We start from the raw sequence: 18084 nt of genomic DNA, 5'->3' as shown, positions 1-18084 counted from the left end.
TAGCAAGTGCTTGGTTGGTAGTCTGCACTGATGGACAAGGTGGCGCCGACGCGTCGCGAGGAGCTGCTCGAGCTCGCCGCGACGATGTTCGCCGACCGCGGGCTGCGGGCCACCACCGTGCGCGACATCGCCGACTCGGCGGGAATCCTCTCCGGCAGCCTCTATCACCACTTCGCCTCCAAGGAGGAGATGGTCGACGAGGTGCTGCGCGGCTTCCTGGACTGGCTGTTCGACCGCTACCGGCAGATCGTCGACACCGAACCCACTCCGCTCGAACGCCTCAAGGGCCTGTTCCTGGCGTCGTTCGAGGCGATCGAACACCGCCACGCGCAGGTGGTCATCTACCAGGACGAGGCCAAACGACTCTCCGCGCACCCGCGCTTCTCCTACGTCGAGGAGCGCAACAAAGAGCAGCGCAGGATGTGGATGAGCGTGCTCAACCAGGGCATTGAAGAGGGCTGCTTCCGCCCCGACCTCGACGTCGACCTGGTCTACCGCTTCATCCGCGACACCACCTGGGTCTCGGTGCGCTGGTATCAGCCCGGCGGACCGCTCACGGCCCAGGAGGTCGGGCGGCAGTACCTCGACATCGTGCTCGGCGGCATCACCGTCGCGGGCGCTTCGAACACCACGAAAGAGAGCTGAACATGGCTGAGGCGTACGTCATCGACGCTGTGCGCACCCCCGTCGGCAAGCGCGGCGGTTCGCTCGCCGGTGTGCATCCGATCGACCTCGGGGTGCATGCGTTCCGCGGCATCTTCGACCGGGTCGACGTCGACCCCGGCGCGGTGGACGACGTCATCGTCGGCTGCGTCGACGCGATCGGCGGACAGGCAGGCAACATCGGCCGCAATGCCTGGCTGGCCGCCGGCTACCCCGAGGAGGTTCCCGGCGTCACGGTGGACCGGCAGTGCGGGTCCAGCCAGCAGGCCATCTCGTTCGGCGCGCAGGCGATCCTGTCCGGAACGGCGGACATCATCCTGGCGGGCGGCATGCAGAACATGAGCCAGATCCCGATCGCGTCCGCGATGGTGGTCGGCAAGGAGTTCGGATTCACTTCGCCCACCGGCGAATCGGAGAACTGGCGGCACCGCTACGGCGACCAGGAGATCTCGCAGTTCCGCGGCGCCGAGATGATCGCCGAGAAGTGGAACATCTCCCGTGAGGAGATGGAGCAGTTCGCCTACACCAGCCACCAGCGGGCGTTCGGCGCGATCCGCGGCGGCCATTTCGAGAACGAGATCCTCGCCGTGGGTGACTTCCGCATCGACGAGGGCCCGCGGGAGTCGACGCTGGAGAAGCTCGCGTCGCTCAAGCCGCTCGCCGAGGGCGGCCGCCTGACCGCGGCTGTGGCCAGCCAGATCTCCGACGGCGCGAGCGCGGTCCTGCTGGCATCGGAAAGCGCAGTGCAGGCCCACGGACTCAAGCCGCGCGCCCGGATTCACCACATCAGCGCTCGCGGCGCCGACCCGGTGTTCATGCTCACCGGTCCCATCCCCGCCACCCGCTACGCGCTGGAGAAGACCGGGCTGTCGATCGACGACATCGACACCGTCGAGATCAACGAGGCGTTCGCGCCCGTCGTGCTCGCCTGGCTCAAGGAGATCAAGGCCGATCCGGAGAAGGTCAACCCCAACGGCGGCGCCATCGCGCTGGGTCACCCGCTCGGCGCCACCGGCGCCAAGCTGTTCGCCACCATGCTCAACGAGCTGGAGCGCACCGGTGGCCGCTACGGCCTGCAGACGATGTGCGAGGGCGGCGGCACCGCCAACGTCACCATCATCGAGCGCCTCTAGTTCCTCCCGCGAGGAATGGCTAGGCCGCGACCGGCATGTCCGCGGCGGCTGCGGCGACGAACTCGTCGATCAGGCCTGCCACCGTCTCGGGGCGTTCGGTCGGCGGATGGTGGTGCACACCGGCCATGATGTGCAGCCGGCTGTTCGGTAGCAGCCGGTGGGCCGCGCGGGCATGTTCGACGGGAATCACCCGGTCCTCGTCGCCGCTGATGATCAGCGCAGGCATGGTGTCGCACAACTTGTTCAGGGCCGACACCGCCTGACCGCGGAAGTCGACGACCGATCGCAGCGTGCGCAGGAAGGCCTGCCGGTGATCCCGGTTCGACAGGGACGGGCGGGCGGTGAAGCGGTCGGCGGAACCCGTCATCGCCCGCACCGCGTTGCCGGCGAATACCGCGGCCCGCGATGCGAGGACCGGCAGGACGAGTTCGGAGCCCGGCAGCGACAGCAGGCGCAGCACGCGGCCGACGTCGCCGCCGAAGCCGCCGCTGCTGATCAGCACCATCCGGTCGCAGTACTCGCCGTGCTGATGGGCGAACTGCATCGCGATGCCGCCACCGAGGGAATGCCCGACGACGGTGACGCGGGAAACGCCGAGGGTGTCCAGGAAGTCGCGGAGCAGTACGGCGAACGCGCCCACCGAGTAGTCGCCGCGCGGCTTGTCGGATGCTCCGTGGCCGAGTAGATCCGGCGCGATCACCCGGTACTTCCTGGCCAGCAGCGGGATCACGCCGCTCCAGGTCTGCGAACTGCCCCCCATGCCGTGCACCAGAAGCACCACCTCGCCTGCACCCTCGTCGCGGTACGCCAGGCGGTCGCCGTGCAACGTCATGGTCTTCAGCCGCTCGTCCACCGCGCTGATCACGGCGGCCGGCTGGGCGTCACGCCCGGGCAGTGAGGCGACGGCCGGGGCCGCCGCAAAGGCTGCGCACGCGGCTGCGCCGACCAACAGGCTCTTCATGGCGTTCATACGCTTGCTCCGATTGTGCGGGTTCCCGTGTGGGGAACGTCTGTCGATCAATTTCTACGATATGGGTTGTCGGTCAACACTTCTCGCTTGTGCTCACTACCCGCCACAAGCAACGATGTCCGCGTTCTGTGCATTGTGTGCGACGAGTGTCAGGTGCCGTTTCGTTCTGCCGGACAGGGAAGTCCGTGACGTACGGCGCATCTCGATCGCGCGGGCGATGACATCGCTGACACACTCGGCCGCCTCTTGCGGCAGCAGGTGGCCCGCGGTGGGGTGGTGCAGATGGACAGCACCCGGGATGGCGGCGGCGATCTCCCGGGAATGCACTGCCGGGGTGAGGATGTCGGCGCCACCGCTGACGACGAACGTCCTCGCGGTGATCGTTCCGAGAGATCCGGACACGTCGTAGCTCCGCAGGCTCGGCAGGAAGCCCGCCGCCGTGGTGAGCAGGGTTCGGCGGACGGCCGCTGCAGTGACACCGCTGACCGTGGTGTCGTCGCCGGCGAACATCCCCAGTGCGTCGCCCAGTGGCCGCATGATCGCCTGCACGGCAGTGTCCACGGCCGGGATGCGGCGGACGAGTCCGAACAGTGCTCCGGTGGCGGGTGTCGCCAGCAGCCGTGGGACGCCGTGTCCGGCGAGTCCGCCTGCGGCGGTGCCGACCAGCACGAGCGCGTCCGGATCGACGGGCCGGTCGTCGGCGGGCCGGGCGAGGTACGCCAGCGCGGTCATCCCGCCCATCGAGTGGCCCGCGACCGTGAGTGGGCCGGTGATGTCGGATGCGGCCAGGATCTCGGCGAGATCGGTTGCCAGCCGCTCGATCCGGTAGGTCGGCATCGGTGCGGCGGCCGATCGGCCGTGACCGCGGTGGTCGTAGGTGATGATGCGAATGCCGCCGCCGAACCTACGGCGCAACCGGCACACCTGAGGAGCCCAGCTCTGTTGCGACAGGAGCAGACCGTGCAGCAGGACGACCGTCGGCGCGTCGGCGTGGTCGGCGCGGTGGTCCCGCATCGCCAACCGCACTCCGTCGCTCGTCACGACGGTGCGTTCGACCACCGTGTGTTCGACATCGTCGGCACCGCCTGACGTGTCCGGCCGAAAGACGTTGGGCGTCAGCTCGTGCTCGGGTGCGATCGACATGGTGGGCTCCTCGACATCGTTGATGTCCTGAACCTACGGGCGGCCGATCATGTTGGCGCGCTTGTGCTTACAACCCACGTTGAACGCGAATTCACGCTTCTGCGCATTGCGCTCAACGGGTGTTCCGACGCACGAGAGGAGGGCCGCCCGATGGCGGCCCTCCTGTGCGGCTATCCGGCGGGGCCGGTCACCTACGGTGCCGGGCCACCGTGCCCGGCCTCGCCGGCCACCAGTTCGCCGGCCCGAGCAGCGTGGCGAGCGCAGGCACCGTGATCGTCCGCACCACGAAGGTGTCGATCAGCAGGCCGACACCGATGATGAACCCGGTCTGCACCATGGTGCTGAGGCTGCCGAACAGCAGTCCGAACATCGATGCGGCGAAGATGATCCCGGCCGATGTGATGACGCCACCGGTGGACCGGATGGCGCGGATGATGCCGGTGCGGATCCCCGATCCCGACTCTTCGCGGATCCGGGTGATCAACAACAGGTTGTAGTCGGCGCCGACGGCCACCAGCACGATGAATGCCGTCGCCGCGACACTCCAGTGGATCGACTGTCCAAGCAGGACCTGGAAGAACAGCACACCGACGCCCATCGCCGAGAGGAACGACAGCACCACGGAGACGATCAGGTAGAGCGGTGCCACCAGCGCCCGCAGCAGGAGCACCAGGATGAGGAACACCACGGCCAGCGTGACGGCGATGATCAGCTCCACGTCGCTGTTGTAGTCGCTGCGGATCGTGCTGTACATCGCGGTGGTGCCGACCATCGAGATCGTGGCGTCCGACAGGGAGGTGTTGGGCTGTGCTCCGCGGGCGGTGTCCAGGATCGACGACACCTGGTCCATCGCGTTGGTGCTGAACGGGTCGAACGTCGTCTCGACCGTGTACCGCGCCGAATGCCCGTCTGGCGAGATGAACAGCTGCGCCGCCTTCTTGAAGTCGTTCGAGTCGAGCACCTGGCTCGGGATGTACATGCCCGCCATGGCCGGCGACGTCGCGTTCTGCTTCATCGACAGCAGCAGGTCGGACGCCTGGTTCAGGCCCGCACCCATCTTCTTGGTCTGGTCGACCAGGGTGTGCACGCCCGCGGCCAGTTTCGCACTGCCGTCGGCCAACTGATCGGCGCCACTCTGCACCTGGGAGACCTCCGACTGGATGGTCGCTGCGCCACTGCCTGCGGCGTTGCGCAGCGTGTTGATCGCGGTGTCCAGCTGGCCGCTCAGGTTCTGCACCGTCGAGAGCATGCCCGGCGCGGCCGTCGAAGTGCTCGCGGGGATCACCTGGCCCAGGGCGGAGCGCCCGGCGCTGCACAGCGGATTGGCGGTGCACTGCGGCCCGTTCAGCTCGGACTGCACCTGGTCCACCGTCCCGGACGCCTGGGTGAGCGCCGCGGTACTCGAATTCGCCATCCCGCGGATCGAATCGACGAGGTTGGCCGCGGCGTTGAGCTGGCCCTGCACCTGGCCCAGCGTCGAGGTGAGCCCGCTGACCGAACCACTGGCACTGTGCACCTGGTCGCGCACCGAGGCCAGGGTGGCGGCCAACTGGTCTGCGCCACCGGTCAGCGCATCGAGATCGCGGTCCTTGTCCGAGATCTGCGTCGATGCGCCGTGCAGCGCGTCGCCGACCTGGCCGGCCTGATAGCTCAGCTTGGTCTGGTCGAGCGGCTTGCCGTCGGGCCGGGTGATCCCACGCACCGCGGCGACGTTCGGTAGCTGGGACACCCGCTGTGCCATCTGCTCCATGTCGGCGAGGCTCTGCGCGGAGCGCAGATCGTGCGGCGAGTGGATGTAGATGTACTGCGGCAGCAGCGCGCTCGTCGAGAAGTGGTCCTGCATCGCCGCGAATCCCACGTTGCTCTCCGCGGACTGCGGGAGCTGCAGCCGGTCGTTGAACGTCGGATGCAGGAACGCCGCACAGCCTGCCAGCGAGATCAGCACCACCAGGCTGGCCGCCAGGTGCATCTTGGGCTTGCGGACGATGTTGACGGCCGAGCGCTGCCACAGCCGGCCGGTCAGCGAGCGTCGCGGCTTCACCCAGCCGCGCCGGCCTGCGAGCACGAGCACCGCGGGCAGCAGGGTGATCGCGGCCAGCAGGGCGACGGCGATCGAGACGGCAAGGGCGGGGCCGACACTGGTGAACCAGGGCAGCTTGGCGAAGATCATGCCGAGGAACGTGACCGCGACGGTGGCCGCCGACGCGGCGATGACCTTGCCGATCGAACTGAGGGCCTTCCGCACCGCGGCGTCGGAATCCATTCCGTCACCGATGTACTCGTGGTAACGGCTGATCAGGAAGACGGCGTAGTCGGTGCCCGCGCCTGCGACCATCGTGGTCATCAGCACCATCGTCAGCAGTGAGACGCTCAGGCCCGCGTGGGTCAACGCCGAGACCGCGCCTTCGGCCGTCGTCACCGAGACGCCGATCACGATCAACGGCAGCAGCACCGTGACGGGACGCCGGTAGATCACCAGCAGGATGGACAGCACCAGGATCATGGTGGCCAGTTCGATCAGGTGCATGTCGTGCTCACCGATGTTCGACAGGTCGCCCATCATCGCGGCCTGGCCGGTGACGTCGGCGGACAGCCCGGTGCCTTCGGTGGTGTGCTTGACGGTTTCGGTGATCTGCCGGTAGGCGGCCGACGACTCGGGTGAGCCGGCAGGCGCCTTGAGTATCACCGCCATGTACGCGGCCTGATTGTCCTTGCTGACCATCAGCTGACGCAGGGGCGGGGTGGTGAGGTAGTCCTGGACACTCGCCACCTGGTCGGTGTCGGCGCGCAGCGTGGTGGCCACCTTGCGGTAGGTCGCCTGGTCGGCGGGCCCGAGGTCCTTCTTGTCGTTGTCGGTGAGGACGACGACCATGATGTTCTGGGCGGACTCGCCGAATTCCTTGGCCATCTGGTTGGTCGCCGCCATCGCCGCGGGCGGCAGCGGCTGCACCTGCTGGCTCTGCACCACCTTCGCCAGCGGCGTGCAGAACACGCTCAGCACGATCAACAGCGCGACCCAGGCGCCGATCATCACCCATGGGGCGCGTACGACGAACCGACCCAGCGCGGAGAACGCGTCACCGGACGGCTTGGACTCGGCCCTGTGGGTGCCGGACTTTGTGAACACGGTGCGACCTTTCGCTGCGGTATGTGCTGGTAGAGCGAAGGTATGGCGCCGAGTACCCCCGGGTCGCGCTTGTGAGCGATAGTCGCGACAAGCGACGATTACGGTGTTCTGCGCATTGCGCTCAGCGGGCCGCCGGTGCCGGCGAGGTGTCGACGCCGGTGAGCGAGAAGTCGCTCAGCGTGTCCGCCAGCTGCCGGCGCACCTCGGCGTTGGAGTTGGTTCGACCCGGCTGATATCCGGCGACCGAGAGGAAGATCCGTCCGCCGACCCGTCCCGCGAGCATCGCCATCATTCCGCCCGTGCGGTGCATGAGCGAGCGGGTCATGCCGGGGCAGTTGGACTTGATGACGAAGCTGTCGGCGGCGGTGCCGTCGGGCCGGTAGACGTCGCGGTCGACCTCACCGAGGTTGGACGCGACGACACCCGTTGCGGCCCCGGCGGCCACCCCCGCCATCCGCTTGAGCAGCCACCGGGGGATCAGCGGCACCAGGGGCAGCAGCACCCAACGCTCGTCGGGATTCGCATCGCGCTGCGTGATCGCCTGTTTGGTCGCGGCGCGGATGGCGCGCAGTTCGGTCGTCGCGAGCGCGGGGTCGACCGTGAAGTCGACGTTGGTCACGGCGTTGGCGCGGGTGTCGTCCGGGGTGCGCTCGTTGACGGGCATCCCGACCGTGACCGCACCGTCCGCGGTGATTCGCCCCGCGCGCCGGGCGAGGCCCGCGGCGACGGCCGCCAGCAGGCTGTTGCTTGTGCCGCCGAGGGATTCGGCGCGGGCGTCCCAGTCGGCGGCGTCGATGAAGACCGTCGCCGTCGACAGTGTGATGGCCTCGTCGTCGCCGGTGAACTGCGCGGGCGGGGCGGTGGTCTGGGCCGCGGCTGATCCCTGGTCGCCGGTGCGTGCGCGCCTGGCCATGCGTGCTGCCGTGACGATGGCGCGGCCGATGGCGGGGACGTCACGCGCGGTCTGGCGGGCGTCCTCGCGGACGGCCCGCCATCGCGGACGGGAACCGGCGGCGGGCCAGGCGATGGTGTCGTCGCGACCGCACGCCGCGTCGGCCAGTGCCCGGAACAGCCCGACACCGTCGGTGAGGCTGTGCGAGATCAGCAGGCTCACACCGGCTCCGCCGTCGGTGAACGGCAGCACCGCGAGGTGCCATGCCGGGCCGTGTTCGGCGTCCAGCGGAGTGCCGGCCTGCTCGCGCAGCCACGCGTCGAACTCTTCGCGCGGCCGCGGGGTAGCGACGATCTCGAGCTCGGAGTGCGTGTCGGCCGCGACCCAGCGGTACCGGCCGAATGGCAGCGGTGAGCGTTCGATGAGGCGGGAGATCCGGCCGCGCTGCAGGTGGTGATGGAACCGGCGCACGCCGTCCAGGTCGATCGCGCGGTCGTAGACCCATACGGTCTGCAGCAGACCGGTGGCGCCGGTGACGCGTTCGCCGCTGAAGAAGGCCTGGTCGAAGAGGCCGAGTGTGTTGTCCATGATCCTGTTTCCTGTCTGTCGGTTCGGTCAGTGCGTTGCGGGCGCGGTGGTGGGCCAGCCGATGGTGGCGGGCAGTGCGAAGTCGTCCATGATCTGCGAAAGCATCTGACGCAGTTCGATGTTGGTGGTGACGCTGTCCGGCTGGTAGGCGAGGACGGAGACGAAGACCCGTCCGTTCACCTCGGCCGAGATCAGCGCCATCATCCCGTTGGACAGCTGCACCGTCGCCTTGGTGACGCCGGGGCAGACCGACAGCAGGGACATGTAGTCGGCCGCGGTGCCGTCCGGGCTCGCGACGATCGAGGGTGCCGTCCCGAGCTGTGATGAGGCCACGCTGGTGGTGCTGGGCGTGTACACGTTGACCCAGCGCCGGACGAGCCGCCTGGGAAGCAGCGGAACCAGGGGCAGCAGGGCCATCCGCTCGTCGGGCGTGTCCTGGCGATGGATCAGCGCCTGCTTCGTCGCGGAGCGGATCTCGCTCAGATCCGAGGTCGCTCGCGTCGCATCGACCGTGACGTCGACGTTGGTGACCGCGTTCGCGCGGGTGTCGTCGGCGGTCCGCTGGTTCACGGGCACCCCCAACGTGACCGTCCCCTCCGGGGTGACCCGTCCGGCCCGTTCGGCGAGCCGGGCGGCGACGCCCGCGAGCAGTGAGTTGCCGGTGCCGCCCAGCTCGGCGGCGCGGGCATTCCAGTCGTCGGCGTCGACGAAGATGGTGGCCGTCGGGAGCGTGACGAGTTCGTCGGCTCCGGTGAGCGGCGCGGGCGGGGTCGGTGCTGTCGCACCGGTGCGGGCGCGGCGGGCCGCGCGGGCCGATCGCGCCGCGGCGACCAAGGCCCGGCGGACGGCCGGGATGTCGCGCGTGGTCTGACGGGCGTCCTCGCGCAGCGCCTGCCACCGCCGGCGCGAGCCGGCCGCGGGCGCGTCGATCGCGCTGTCGTAGCCCGACGCCGCCTCCATGATGGCCAGGCAGCCGCCCATGCCGTCGGCGACGATGTGGGAGACGACCAGGCTGACCCCGGCTCCGCCGTCGGTGAAGGGCAGCACGGCCAGATGCCATGGGGATCCGTGCTCGATGTCCAGCGGACGGTTCGCCTGTTCGGTGAGCCAGGCGTCGAATTCCGCACGCGGTCGGGGGGTCGCCACGAACTCGAGGTCGGACTGCGCACTCGACACCCAGCGGTGCCGGCCGAAGGGCAGCGGCGAACGTTCGATGCGGCGCGACAGCCGGCCGTTGGCGAGGTGGTGGTGAAACCGGTGCAGACCGTCGACGTCGACGGCGCGGTTGTAGATCCAGACCACCTGGCCGCGGCTGTTGGCGCCGGTGGCCCGCTCGAAGTCGAAGACGGCCTGGTCGACCAGGTCGAGTACGTTGCTCATCGTCGTCATTCCTTTTCTGGATCGTGGGTTATGCGGAGAGTTCGGACAGTCCGGCCGTCAAGCCGAAGGAGGCCGCGAGACCGAAGTCGATCAGGGCATGCGAGATGTGTTCGTGCAGGGCGTCGTTCGAGTTGTCGCTGCCTGGCTGGTAGGAGAGCACCGAGACGAAGACCGTGTCGTCCGTGCGTCCCGACAGCAGGACCAGCAGGCCGCCGAGGCGGTGCATGACCGCTTCGGTCACCCCCTTGCCCAGTGACCTCATGACGAAGCGGTCGGCGGGTGTGCCGTCCGGCCGGTGGGCGGCCGGGTCGACGTCGCCGAGGTTCGACGAGACGACGCTGGTGGGGCTGCCGGCCGACACGCTCACCAGCCTCCGGATCAGCCACTGCGGTAGCAGCGGAGCCAGGGGCAGAAGTGCGAACCGCTCGTTCGGCTCCTCCTGGGAGCGGGTCAGCGCTTCTTTGATCGCCGCCCGGATGCCGCGCAGATCCGTCGTCACCGGTTTGGGGTCGACGGTGAAGTCGACGTTGGTGATGGCGTTGGCGCGGGTGTCGCCGGCCTCACGCCGGTTGACGGGCAACGTGAGATCGACTGCGCCATCCGGGGTGACGCGTCCCATCCGTCGGGCCAGGTGTGCCGCGAATCCGGCGAGCAGCCCGTTGCTGGTGCCCCCGAGCGACGCCGCGCGCCTGTCCCAGTCGTCGGCGCCGATGAAGATCGTGGCCTTCGGGAAGGTGACGGGGTCGTCGGATCCGGTGGACGGCGCTGCGGCCGGTGCGTCGGAGGCACTGCTGCGCGCGGCGAAGCGTGCCGCGGAGACGGCGGCGCGGCCGATGTCCGGGAGGTCGCGTGCGGTCCGGCGGGCGTCCTCGGCCAGGGCCTTCCACAGCGGACGGGCACCGGCCGCCGGCCAGGTGATCGGGTCGTGTCGGCCGCATGCCGCGTCCGCCAGCGCCTCGCACAGCCCCACACCGTCGGTCAGGCAGTGGGAGATGACCAGGCTCACGGCGGCGCCGCCGTCGGTGAAGGGCATTGCGGCGAGGTGCCATTCGGGCCCGTCCTCGGCGTCGAGGACGGTCGCGGTCTGCTCGGCCGACCATGCGTCGAGATCTTCGCGCGGCCGCGGCGTCTCGACGATCTCGAGGGTCGAGCGGCCGCTCGCCGACACCCAGCGGTGGCGGCCGAACGGCAGGGGGGAGGGTTCGATGCGGCGCGACAGCCGGCCCCGCTGGAGGTTGCGGTAGAAGCGTCGCAGTCCGTCCATGTCGAGGGCGCGGTCGTACACCCAGACGCACTGCAGCATGTTCGTGGTTCCGGTCGCGCGCTCACCGGCGAAGGTCGTCTGGTCGTAGAGGTCGAGAACGTTGCTCATTTTCCGTAAGTCCCTTCCGGTGAACTGAATTCGTTCAGTGAGATCGAACCTACGGCGGGCCGGAGCGGGAGTCGCGCTTGTGGGCGATAGTCGGAATTAGTCTCGATTCCCGTGGTTGTGCGCATTGTGTGCAGCGGCCGTCGCGCGGTGCCATCCAGCGGTCGGCGTCAACGCGAAGTCGCTGAGTGCACCCGAGATATGCTGCTGCAAAATCGCATCCGACTCCGGCTGCTGTGGCTGATAGCCCACCACCGAGACGAAGACCCGGTCACCGGCGCGTCCGGACAGCACCGACAGCACCCCGCCCTGCCGTCGCAGCATCGCCGTGGTCATCCCCGACTGCAGCGATCGCATGGCGAAGTGGTCGGCCTCGGTGCCGTCGGGACGACTGACGGCGGGGGTGACGAGGCCGACATTGGATGCGCCGACGCTCGCCGCACTGTTGGTGGCCGCGCCCACCCATTGCCTGCGCAGGCGCTCGGGGGTCAGGGGGATGAGGGGCAGCAGTGTCCACCGCTCGTCCGGCTGCTCTGCCGAGCGTGTCAGCGCCTGCTTGGTGGCGGCGCGGATGGGGCGCAGATCCGTCGTTGCGGACGAGGGGTCGACGGCGATGTCGACGTTCGTGATCGCGTTGGCGCGGGTGTCGCCGGCGCAACGCGTGCTGATCGGCATCGTCAGCGAGACCGAACCGTCCGCGGCGACGCGGTCCACCCGCTGGGCGAGGCGGGCGGCGACGGCCGCGAGCAGCGTGTTGCTGGTGCCTCCGAGCGCTTTCGCGCAAGCATCCCACTCGTCGGCGTCGACGAACACCGTGCCCGCCGGAACGGTGACGGGTTCGTCGACCTCCGCTGCGGCAGCGACCGGCTCCGCTGTGCCCGAGCCGCTCCTGATGAACCGGGCCGCCGCGGCGGCGGCACGGGCGACGGCCGGCACGTCGCGCACGGTCTGACCGGCGTCCTCGCGGATGGCGCGCCAGCGCGTACGCGACTGCGCCGACGGCCAATTCACTGCCGCGTCGGTACCGGATGCCGCATCCGCGACCGCCTCGCACAGGCCGACCGCATCGGTGACGCAGTGTGAGACGACCAGACTGATTCCGGTGCCGCCGTCGGTGAACGGCAGCACCGCGAGATGCCACCCGGGCCCGTGTTCGGCGTCCAGAGCGGTATCGGCCTGCTCGGCCAGCCAGCCGTCGAACGCGGCCCTGGGGCGCGGCGTCGCGGCGACCTCCAACGGGGAGTCCCCACCGGGGGAGACCCAGCGGTACCGGCCGAACGGCAACGGAGACACCTCGACGCGACGTGCCAGCCGGCCCCGCCCCAGATGACTGTGGAAGCGCCGCAGTGCGGCGATGTCGACCGGCCGGTCGTACATCCACACGCACTGGATCAGGCTGGTGGTGCCCGCCGCCCGCTCGAGGCTGAAGATGGTGTGATCCACCAGGTCCAGGACGTTGTTCTGCTCTTCGGCGCCCATGTCTGCTGCGTTCCTCTCAGTTCGCGCCCGTGCACACGACGCACGAGTCGCTCGTGTTGGCGTGATGGGCGACCTGCTCGATCCACTCCACGGTGGTCTGCGCGGCGTCCGCGAACGCCCGGCTCAGGGTCGCGATGTAGCGGTGCACCGACTTCCGCGCGACGGCGTTGTCCGGATATGACACGGTGATGGTGGTCTTGGTGGCGTGCCGGTTGATCCAGATGTTGATCTCGCCGTAGTTCAGGTTGTCACCGTAGGTGCCGAAGTTGGTCTCGTCCCACAGGGCGGCGACGGGGATCTTGCGGAAGTCCATGTAGGACAGCATCATCAGCGGCCGCCGAGGCGGCTTGATGTCGATGCCCGCCGCTGCCGCCAGCTCGAGCATGCGGTCGATCGGCACGCCTGCGAGGTGCTTGGCCGCGTCGAACGATGCCTGGGCCGCACGGGCAGCGTCGGAGAACACCCGGCTCGCGGACGGCACGGTGACGGGGAACAGGCTGGCGAACCAGCCCACCGTCATTGCGTCGACGCCCGGTGTGCGGGTGTCGTAGGGCGTGAAGCCGCGGAAGATCCCCGTTCCCGCCAATTGGCGCTCGGCCATTGCGGCGCAGGCCATCACGCCGCCGACGAATCGGGCGCCCGCGGCCTGGCACGCGGTGTCGAACGCCTCGGTGGCGGTGTCGTTCAACATCTCGACCGTCACGAAGCTGCCCGTGTTGTCGCCGTGGGTGTCACCGATCGGCAGGGGGAAGCTCGGCCAGTCGCCGTCGGCGTCCTGCGCGAAGTCGATCCATTCTTCGACCTCCGCCGAGGACTCGGTCAGGGCGTCCAGCGCGGCGTGCTGGCGGACGGCGAAGTCGCGGTAGCTGCTCACCGGGGCGAGGGTGCCGTCCACCTGGCCGTCACCCGATGCGAGGTGGTGGTAGAGCAGGTGGATGTCGAAGAAGATCAGCCCGGCCGAGGTGCCGTCGATGTGGAGATGGTCGATGCTGGCGTAGAACGTGAAATACCCGGCATGCTGCACGATGCCGAAGGTGAAGCAATCCCACTGCAGCGTCTCGGGTGTCGTCGTCAGTGCGTGCGAGCGCACCTGCTCTTCGGTCATGTAGCCGAAATCCACCGGGACGAGCTCGATCGCCTCGGGATCGTCGATGGTGCGGCGCACGAAGGCGCCGTCGGCATACTCGAACCAGTCGTGGTAGGCGTCGTGCCTGCGGATGTGCGCATTGATCGCGGTCGTCATCGCCGCGATGTCGCAGACGCCGTGGATATCCCAGGCCACCACCATCAGGCGGGGGAGCTGCCGGCCGGAGGCCTTGCTGTCGTGGGCCTTCCGGAGGTGATGCGCCCGCTGGTACGTCGGCGGGATGTCACTGCGGCGGGCGGCCCGGGCCGCGGCGCGAGAGGCGGGTGAGGCCATCCACGTGGTGACCGGGCCGTCCGACGGCTGCCAGCCATTGATGTTGCCCAGTGCGACCATTTCGAAACTCCCTGCCTCTGAGTGCCTTTGCGTGTGCTGCTGATCTGAACCTAGGACGCTGCGTGCGGTGTGGCCCGCTTGTGCGCACAAGTCGTTGAAGTGGGCGATTAACTGCTTTCGTGCGTTGTGCTCATCGCAGCGCCCATGGTCTCGGGCAGCAGGGAAGTGCTGACGAGGCTGGTGACGACGAGGACTCCGAGAAGCGTGCCGATGCCGACGGCGCCGAAGGTGGCCGTGAGAGGTACGGCGATCAGCGGCGGTATCGCCCCGCCGACCAGCCCGGCGATGTTGAGCGCGAGGCCCGCGCCGCTGTAGCGGTACCGGGTCGCGAACGTCTCGGTGATGAAGGCCCCCATCGGACCGTAGGACGCGCCGGCGATCGCGTAGGTGCCGACGATCGCCACGGTGTACCAGACCGTGTTGCCGGTGTCGACGAGCGGGAAGAGCGCGAATGCCCACGGCACGCCCGCGGCGAACGCAGCCATGATGATGCGGCGGCGCCCGAAGCGGTCGCAGGCGATCGCCGACAGGGCGCAGAACGTCATCGCCGTGATACCGCCGAGCACGTTGACGCTCAGGATCAGGTCGGGGGAGAAGCCCAGTCCGGTATGGGCGTAACCGGTCAGATAGGCGTTCGCGATGTAACCGAACGCGAAGAATCCGACCATGCTGCCCGCGGCCAGCAGCACCTCACGGCGCTGATGGGTGAACAGGGCGGCGACGGGAGTCCTCGCGGGTCCACCGTGGGACAGCTGTTCGGCGAACACCGGCGTCTCGGCGACGTTGAGGCGCACGTACAGCGCTATCGCGACCAGCACGACGCTGAACAGGAACGGCACTCGCCAGGCCCAGTCGAGGAACGCGTGGCTGGTCTCGCCGATCGTCGAGTTGACGGCGAGGAACACCAGGCTGCTCAACGTCAACCCGCTGCCTGCGCCCAGCGAGGTGAACATGCCGTACCGGCCGCGCGATCCGGCGGGCGCGTGTTCGGTGGCCAGCAGCGCGGCGCCCGCCCACTCCCCGCCCACGGCGAAGCCCTGGGCGAGTCGCAACGCCAGCAGGATCACCGGCGCCGCCACACCGATGGTCGCGGCGCCGGGCACCAACCCGACCGCGACCGTCGACAGGCCCATGATGAGCAGCGTGGCAGTCAGCGTCGCCTTGCGGCCCAATCGATCACCGAAGTGACCGAAGAACGCCGCGCCAGCCGGACGCGAGACGAAGGCCGCCGCGAAAGTGGCCATCGACGCCACCGTCGCCATCGTCGGGCCGAGGTGCGGGAAGAACACCCTGGGGAACACCAGCGCCGCGGCGGTGCCGTAGACGTAGAAGTCGTAGTACTCGATCGCCGAGCCCACATAGCTCGCGACGGCCACCCGCTTCATGGACGCCGGCCTGGTCAGTGTGGTCATGCGCTGAAGTTATGGGCGGCGCCGACGCGCGTCGCGGTTGCGCGCACAACACGCGTAGCGGGCGATCTGCGAGTTGTGCGCGTTCTGCTCAGCGACTAGTGGTCGTGCACCACCACGCCGCGGATGATCCGCCCGGCCAGCATGTCGTCGTAGGCCTCGTTGATCTCGCCGAGCTTGTATTCGTGGGTGACGGTCTCGTCGAGCAGCAGCTGCCCCGTGCGGTACAGGCTCAGCAGCCGTGGGATGTCGGCGCGCGGATTCGCCTCGCCGTACAGGCTGCCCAGCAGCCGCTTCTGGAACAGCGTGAACATCGCCATCGGCAGTGTCGGCGTCACGTCGGCCATCGCGGCGATGCCGGTGAGCACCACCGCGCCGCCCTTGCGGATGATCTCGAGGGCCTCGCCGATCATCGGCCCTTCGACGAGCCCGACGGTGAGGATCGCCGAGTCGGCCATCACGCCCTTGGTCAGGTCCGCCACCAGCGCGGTGGCCTCCGCCATCGACGTCGCGAAGTGCGTGGCACCGAACTCGTGGGCCTTCTCCCGCTTGTCGGCCACGATGTCGACGACGACGATCCGCTCCGCGCCGGCCAACCGGGCGCCCTGGACCGCGCCGCTGCCGACCCCGCCCAGGCCGATGACCACCACGGTGTCGCCGGGACGGACGTCGGCGGTGTTGACCGCGGAGCCCCAGCCGGTGGTCACGCCGCAGCCGATCAGACAGGCCCGCGACAGCGGCAGGTCGTCGTCGATCTTGACCACCGACGCCTCGGAGACCACGCCGTACTGGGCGAACGTGCCGAGCAGCAGCGCGACGTTGACGTCCACATCACCGATGTGCCGCCGGTAGGTGCCGTCGAGCTGGGTGCCGTTGAGGATGTACGCGCCCAGGTCGCAGAGGTTCTGCCTGCCGCTGGCGCACCAGCGGCAGCGGCCGCACGCGGGCAGGAACGACGCCACCACGTGATCGCCGGGTTTCAGGTCGCGAACGCCCGGGCCGACCTCCTGCACGATTCCCGCGCCCTCGTGGCCGCCGATCACGGGCATCGGACTCGGGAAGTCGCCGGTGCGGCCGTGGTGGTCGGAGTGGCACAGCCCGGTCGCCTCGAACGAGACCAGGATCTCGCCGTCCTGCGGTGGATCGAGGTCGACCTCCTCCACCGTCCAGTCGCCATTGACTTCCCACAGGACCGCGGCGTCCATCTTCATGGTCGCCGAGTCTAGGAACGCCCGGCGCGCTACATCGGCGATTGGCCATCGCGGGTCGATCGGAGCCCGCCGCGGCGCCACCTACGCTGGTGTCGTGCTCTTCATCTTCGGCTTCGGCACCAAACAGCAGCACCTCGGCGCAGGCAGCGTCCGGACCTGCCCGCGCTGCCACAACACCACGCAGTGGGCGCGGATGCGGGAGTTCAAGCAGTTCACGCTGTTCTTCGTGCCGGTCGCGCGGTGGAAGCGCAGGCAGTTCGAGGCCTGCGGCATCTGCGGCGCCGTCGTCGCGGTCTAGCCGGCTCTCGGTTGCCGCGAGTGTGAACGTCACGACGATTTCGGCCCGATTCCGTCGTGAGGGTCACACTCGGGCCGGCCGCGAGCCCGCAGCGCCTCCTCGACCCGCAGCACGTAGGTCGCGCGGCGGTAGCGGAGCAGGTCGCGGCTCACACGAATCACGTTCCAGCCCAGTGCCGTCAACTCGAACTGCTTGTCGATGTCCCGTTGTCGCACGGCGGGGTCCGTCCAGTGCTGCGGACCGTCGTACTCGATGCCGACCTTGACCCCTTCGTAGGCCAGATCCAACCGGGCGACGAACGTCCCCCATTCGTCGAAGACATTGACTTGGGTTCGGGGTGCAGGCAGCCCGGCATCGACCAGTGCGAGCCGCGCAACGGTCTCCTGTGGCGACTCGGCGCCGCCGTCGACCAGTGGCAGGACGGCGCGCAATCGCCGGAGGCCGCGCACGCCGGGGTGCGCCGCCGCCAACCCCTCGACGGCCGCAGGGTCGAGCCTCGTGGCCGCGGCCAGCGCGTCGAGCCGCTGAACAGCCTGAACGCGGTGGATGGTGTGCCGCCCGATGTCGAATGCCGTGCGCGCCGGACCGGTCACCGCCATGCCGCCGATCTCGATGCGCTCGTCGTCGAGGAGTGCATCGGAACGGACGATCAGCATCGGCGGTGTCTTGCGGTTGTCGTGGACCAGCTCGGCCGGCTGCCGCCCGTCGATCCATCTGGTCCCGAGCATCGCTGCTGCGGACAGGCCGGCGACGACCCCTCGGCGCTTGGACCACAGCCAGGCCGCCTCTGAACGCTCACGCGCGGACGGCTCGGAGCCCGCCGGCAGGTAGACGCCCGGATAGAGCTGCCGGTACCTGCGGCGCAGCGTCCGCTCCGGGATCACCCGCGCTGCGATGGCTTCGGCACCGACGATGGGGCGGCACGGGGCGGACATGTGTTGC

At 69.1% G+C, this 18084-nt stretch carries 14 protein-coding genes; 3 read left to right on the top strand and 11 right to left on the bottom strand.

All coding sequences use genetic code 11. The features are described from left to right. Positions 1–30: 30 nt before the first annotated feature. Positions 31–645: a TetR family transcriptional regulator KstR2 gene (gene kstR2, locus AB0K11_RS11495; RefSeq protein ID WP_364976050.1), complete on the top strand. Its 615-nt coding sequence runs from the start codon at positions 31–33 to the stop codon at positions 643–645. 2 nt (positions 646–647) lie between these two features. Beyond that, positions 648–1796, top strand: a complete 1149-nt coding sequence (gene fadA6 / locus AB0K11_RS11490) for a steroid 3-ketoacyl-CoA thiolase FadA6 (RefSeq protein WP_364976047.1) — start codon at positions 648–650, stop codon at positions 1794–1796. Positions 1797–1815: 19 nt separating this feature from the next. Here the strand turns inward: fadA6 and AB0K11_RS11485 are convergent, their stop codons facing one another. The 10 genes from AB0K11_RS11485 to AB0K11_RS11440 form a co-directional block, all read right to left on the bottom strand. Then, positions 1816–2766, bottom strand: a complete 951-nt coding sequence (locus AB0K11_RS11485; protein ID WP_364976045.1) for an alpha/beta fold hydrolase — start codon at positions 2764–2766, stop codon at positions 1816–1818. Between the two features lie 96 nt (positions 2767–2862). Further along, a complete protein-coding gene (locus tag AB0K11_RS11480; protein ID WP_364976042.1) occupies positions 2863–3909 on the bottom strand; it encodes an alpha/beta hydrolase in 1047 nt (348 codons plus the stop codon). Between the two features lie 187 nt (positions 3910–4096). Beyond that, a complete protein-coding gene (locus tag AB0K11_RS11475) occupies positions 4097–7036 on the bottom strand; it encodes an RND family transporter (protein ID WP_364976040.1) in 2940 nt (979 codons plus the stop codon). Positions 7037–7157: 121 nt separating this feature from the next. Then, positions 7158–8516: a hypothetical protein gene (locus tag AB0K11_RS11470; protein ID WP_364976038.1), complete on the bottom strand. Its 1359-nt coding sequence runs from the start codon at positions 8514–8516 to the stop codon at positions 7158–7160. 27 nt (positions 8517–8543) lie between these two features. Further along, entirely contained in the window at positions 8544–9896 is a 1353-nt protein-coding gene (locus AB0K11_RS11465) for a hypothetical protein (protein WP_364976036.1), read from the bottom strand. A gap of 28 nt (positions 9897–9924) precedes the next feature. Beyond that, positions 9925–11268: a hypothetical protein gene (locus tag AB0K11_RS11460; RefSeq protein ID WP_364976033.1), complete on the bottom strand. Its 1344-nt coding sequence runs from the start codon at positions 11266–11268 to the stop codon at positions 9925–9927. 96 nt (positions 11269–11364) lie between these two features. Beyond that, on the bottom strand, positions 11365–12744 hold the full coding sequence (locus AB0K11_RS11455; RefSeq protein ID WP_364976030.1) for a hypothetical protein: 1380 nt from the start codon (positions 12742–12744) through the stop codon (positions 11365–11367). Between the two features lie 16 nt (positions 12745–12760). Continuing rightward, positions 12761–14224 carry a condensation domain-containing protein gene (locus tag AB0K11_RS11450; protein WP_364976027.1) on the bottom strand — a complete coding sequence of 488 codons (1464 nt, stop codon included), beginning with the start codon at positions 14222–14224 and terminating at the stop codon, positions 12761–12763. Positions 14225–14331: 107 nt separating this feature from the next. Further along, positions 14332–15636, bottom strand: coding sequence for an MFS transporter (locus AB0K11_RS11445; protein ID WP_364976024.1), 1305 nt, complete (start codon positions 15634–15636; stop codon positions 14332–14334). A gap of 95 nt (positions 15637–15731) precedes the next feature. Beyond that, positions 15732–16844 carry an NDMA-dependent alcohol dehydrogenase gene (locus AB0K11_RS11440; RefSeq protein WP_364976021.1) on the bottom strand — a complete coding sequence of 371 codons (1113 nt, stop codon included), beginning with the start codon at positions 16842–16844 and terminating at the stop codon, positions 15732–15734. Positions 16845–16938: 94 nt separating this feature from the next. Here AB0K11_RS11440 and AB0K11_RS11435 point away from each other — a divergent pair, with 94 nt between their 5' ends. Continuing rightward, positions 16939–17142 carry a zinc-ribbon domain-containing protein gene (locus AB0K11_RS11435; protein WP_364976018.1) on the top strand — a complete coding sequence of 68 codons (204 nt, stop codon included), beginning with the start codon at positions 16939–16941 and terminating at the stop codon, positions 17140–17142. A 29-nt stretch (positions 17143–17171) separates the two neighbouring features. Here AB0K11_RS11435 and AB0K11_RS11430 read toward each other — a convergent pair whose 3' ends face one another. Then, positions 17172–18077 (bottom strand): hypothetical protein, encoded by a 906-nt coding sequence (locus AB0K11_RS11430; protein ID WP_364976015.1) that lies wholly within the window; start codon positions 18075–18077, stop codon positions 17172–17174. Positions 18078–18084: the final 7 nt, after the last annotated feature.

This window comes from Mycobacterium sp. NPDC050551 (genome assembly GCF_040674075.1).
Classification (GTDB): domain Bacteria; phylum Actinomycetota; class Actinomycetes; order Mycobacteriales; family Mycobacteriaceae; genus Mycobacterium.
This window is presented reverse-complemented; position numbering and strand designations above follow the sequence as displayed.

Excerpts from the sequence above, each read along its gene's own strand:
- AB0K11_RS11470 (WP_364976038.1), bottom strand. The coding sequence starts at position 8,516 with ATGGACAACACACTCGGCCTCTTCGACCAGGCCTTCTTCAGCGGCGAA.
- fadA6 (WP_364976047.1), top strand. The coding sequence starts at position 648 with ATGGCTGAGGCGTACGTCATCGACGCTGTGCGCACCCCCGTCGGCAAG.
- AB0K11_RS11445 (WP_364976024.1), bottom strand. The coding sequence starts at position 15,636 with ATGACCACACTGACCAGGCCGGCGTCCATGAAGCGGGTGGCCGTCGCG.
- AB0K11_RS11440 (WP_364976021.1), bottom strand. The coding sequence starts at position 16,844 with ATGAAGATGGACGCCGCGGTCCTGTGGGAAGTCAATGGCGACTGGACG.
- AB0K11_RS11465 (WP_364976036.1), bottom strand. The coding sequence starts at position 9,896 with ATGAGCAACGTACTCGACCTGGTCGACCAGGCCGTCTTCGACTTCGAG.
- kstR2 (WP_364976050.1), top strand. The coding sequence starts at position 31 with ATGGACAAGGTGGCGCCGACGCGTCGCGAGGAGCTGCTCGAGCTCGCC.
- AB0K11_RS11430 (WP_364976015.1), bottom strand. The coding sequence starts at position 18,077 with ATGTCCGCCCCGTGCCGCCCCATCGTCGGTGCCGAAGCCATCGCAGCG.
- AB0K11_RS11455 (WP_364976030.1), bottom strand. The coding sequence starts at position 12,744 with ATGGGCGCCGAAGAGCAGAACAACGTCCTGGACCTGGTGGATCACACC.
- AB0K11_RS11480 (WP_364976042.1), bottom strand. The coding sequence starts at position 3,909 with ATGTCGATCGCACCCGAGCACGAGCTGACGCCCAACGTCTTTCGGCCG.
- AB0K11_RS11450 (WP_364976027.1), bottom strand. The coding sequence starts at position 14,224 with ATGGTCGCACTGGGCAACATCAATGGCTGGCAGCCGTCGGACGGCCCG.
- AB0K11_RS11460 (WP_364976033.1), bottom strand. The coding sequence starts at position 11,268 with ATGAGCAACGTTCTCGACCTCTACGACCAGACGACCTTCGCCGGTGAG.
- AB0K11_RS11485 (WP_364976045.1), bottom strand. The coding sequence starts at position 2,766 with ATGAACGCCATGAAGAGCCTGTTGGTCGGCGCAGCCGCGTGCGCAGCC.